This window comes from Aerococcus sp. UBA6277 (assembly GCF_002440555.1).
GTDB lineage: Bacteria > Bacillota > Bacilli > Lactobacillales > Aerococcaceae > Aerococcus.
The window spans coordinates 1-2785 of record NZ_DJUR01000005.1 but is presented as its reverse complement, the minus strand read 5'-3'; the positions used below and the strand labels follow the sequence as shown (position 1 = coordinate 2785).

2 protein-coding genes are annotated in these 2785 nt (G+C 42.1%); one reads left to right on the top strand and one right to left on the bottom strand.

Translation table 11 applies throughout. The features are described 5' to 3' along the window. Positions 1 to 73: 73 nt before the first annotated feature. Positions 74 to 1117 carry an ornithine cyclodeaminase family protein gene (locus tag B2V22_RS01225; RefSeq protein ID WP_290489958.1) on the bottom strand — a complete coding sequence of 348 codons (1044 nt, stop codon included), beginning with the start codon at positions 1115 to 1117 and terminating at the stop codon, positions 74 to 76. Between the two features lie 209 nt (positions 1118 to 1326). Here B2V22_RS01225 and B2V22_RS01220 point away from each other — a divergent pair, with 209 nt between their 5' ends. Further along, positions 1327 to 2709 carry an FAD-dependent oxidoreductase gene (locus B2V22_RS01220; protein WP_290489957.1) on the top strand — a complete coding sequence of 461 codons (1383 nt, stop codon included), beginning with the start codon at positions 1327 to 1329 and terminating at the stop codon, positions 2707 to 2709. Positions 2710 to 2785 lie beyond the last annotated feature (76 nt).

Here is a 2785-nt window from a genome sequence, read left to right as displayed (position 1 = left end):
TACTTGACAGGGGGCAGTTCAGTTTGGTCACATCCTCCTTTTTGTTACAACATTATTAGCTTGGTTGATAACCTTATTCTTTTTCCAAGTCTGGTTCCATGTAATTGATGGTATTATCCCCACCAAGCAAGTCAAAATCAAATTGCTGGCCAAGACCTTGTATCATAGCTTGGTGGTAGACATGTCCTGCGACAGCGACATCCAGTGCCCCAATACCGATTGGTATGACAATAGTGGTTGTTTTGTCATTGTGTTGAGGGGAGATTTCGCCTGTTGCCAGTTGACCAAAGTCAGCTGTAATATCAGCTGCTGAGATATGGCCAGCATCATTTAAGCTCTTTAAAGCACCTCGATGAAGCGCTTGAGCTCTGTGGTCTACATAAATATGATCGGCGTTAATGATGATATCGTCTGTGATTTCGCCACGTGACCCCATTGGCATAATGATAGTGCCTGGTTTAATCATATCGCCTGTGATAAAGGGTGCGGTAGCACCTGTAACCGTAATCAGCACGTCATTGTCTGTGGCGTCTTCAGGTTTATCCGCAATGATAACTTCACCATCGATTAGGTGGGCGATATCCTCCTTAAAGGCTTCTGCTGTTGAACGGCGGTGGTTCCATACGACTAGACGGTTAATTTTGTACCGTTTAGTAATAGCAATCACCTGGGTTCTGGCCTGTGTACCAGCACCAAACATACCAAGTGAGATGGATTCGCCTAGTTTAAAGTAAGATAGGGCGACAGCGGTTTGCGCACCTGTTCTAAGGTTTGTAATATAAGCCCCGTCCATAGCGGATAAAAACCGCCCCACATGTGGGTCTAACAAGAGAATCATCCCTGTCATGTAGGGGAATCCGGCTGCTCGACGTCCACCATAAAAGCCGCCGATCCACTTCATGCCAGCCATGTTTAACCAGTCGATATAGGCTGGCATGGCATTCATAAAGCCGTCGTAGAAGGGGTAATTACCCGTTTCACCTAGGTCTAAATTCACCTTGCTTGGGTTGATCACCTTGCCTTGACCCATTTCATGATAGGTTTTTTCGACAATGTTGACGGTCTCTGCCATATCGACCAACCCTCGGATGTCTTTAACATTCAGTAATAATGTCATCTAATCACTCCCTTATGCTATTGTTTAAGCCCATTATATGTACACCGGGCGTTTTTTGAATACAGATAAGATAATGATAGCGATTTATTTGCAAAAAGTAAAATTTAAGTGCCGGTGATGTTTAGCCTAGTGCATATCCTTTATAAAAAACTGTCAAGAAGCATATACTAAAATATATAAAAGTGTCCAATCGAAAGGAAGATTTATAGATGGAAAAATTTGATAACATCATTATTGGTTTTGGTAAAGCAGGCAAAACGATTGCTGGTACCTTAGCCAAGTCAGGGGAAACTGTAGCCTTGATTGAAGTTTCACCTAAAATGTACGGTGGTACCTGTATCAATGTAGCCTGTTTGCCGTCTAAAAATCTCATTACAGCAGCAGAACGTAAACCAGAAGACGCAGATAATAGGACTTATTATGGAAGTGCAGTCCAAGCGAAGAAAGGCTTAATCAGTAAGTTGAATCATGCTAACTACCATAAAGTCGCTGACTTAGAAAATGGTCAAGTGATCGATGGTATGGCCTATTTCGTTGATGAAGATACTGTTGAAATTAAGGATGACGATGGTCAAACGATGCAATTATCAGCAGACCGCATTATTGTAAACACTGGTGCGCGGCCAAATGTACCAGGTAATATTGACGGTTTAGGCGACTTATTAGAAGCTGGTGCACCTTTCTATACTTCTGAAACCTTGATGGACCAAGAAGACTACCCAGAAAGCTTAACTATTATTGGGGACGGTTTTATTGGCTTAGAATTTGCTTCTATGTTTATCCAATTTGGTGCTAAAGTGAAAGTCTTATCTAACGGCGATGCATCTACTTTCTTAAAATCTGAAGACCGTGACGTAGCGGATGTAGTCTTAGAAGCTATACAAAATCAAGGGATTGAATTCGTCTTTAATGCCAATACAACTGCTGCTCAAGTTGAGGGTGACCAAGCCATTTTGACAGTTGAACTAGATGGAAAAGAAAAAAGCATCCAATCTGAAGCTGTGTTAGTATCTGTTGGCCGTCACGCCAATACGGCAAGTCTACAATTGGATAAAGCGGGCGTTGAAGTGAATGATCGTGGTGAAATCCAGGTCAATAAACACTTACAAACGACCAAAGACCACATCTTCGCGGTTGGTGACGTTAAGGGTGGACCCCAATTTACCTACGTTTCACTAGATGATAACCGGATTTTGAAAGACTTCATCTTTGGGAACGGTAGCTACAACCTTGAAAGTCGTTCAGTGATTCCAACAGCAACATTTATTGAACCATCATTTGCATCAGCTGGTTTAACTGAAACGGCGGCTACGGAAGCTGGTTATGAGGTGAAAGTAGCCTCGTTACCAGTGGTGAATATTCCAAAAGCGAAAGTAATCAGCCGAACTACTGGCGTATTTAAAGCGGTCATCGATGCGAAAACCAATGAAATTTTAGGGGTTCGTTTATTCGGTGAAGGTGCCCATGAAATCATCAATATCATTACCGTCGCCATGAATGCCCGCTTACCATACACGACTTTACGCGACCAAATCTATACCCATCCTACTTTAGCTGAAGGATTGAATGACTTGTTCGAGATGGTTGACTAATAAGCTTGGTTAGTAAAACCGACTAATCTGAATAAAATATGAGACACAATAAAGGGTTCTATAATAAATAGTGTTG

Bases quoted from the DNA above. Each gene is read 5' to 3' on its own strand.
- B2V22_RS01225 (WP_290489958.1), bottom strand. From the start codon at position 1,117: ATGACATTATTACTGAATGTTAAAGACATCCGAGGGTTGGTCGATATG.
- B2V22_RS01220 (WP_290489957.1), top strand. From the start codon at position 1,327: ATGGAAAAATTTGATAACATCATTATTGGTTTTGGTAAAGCAGGCAAA.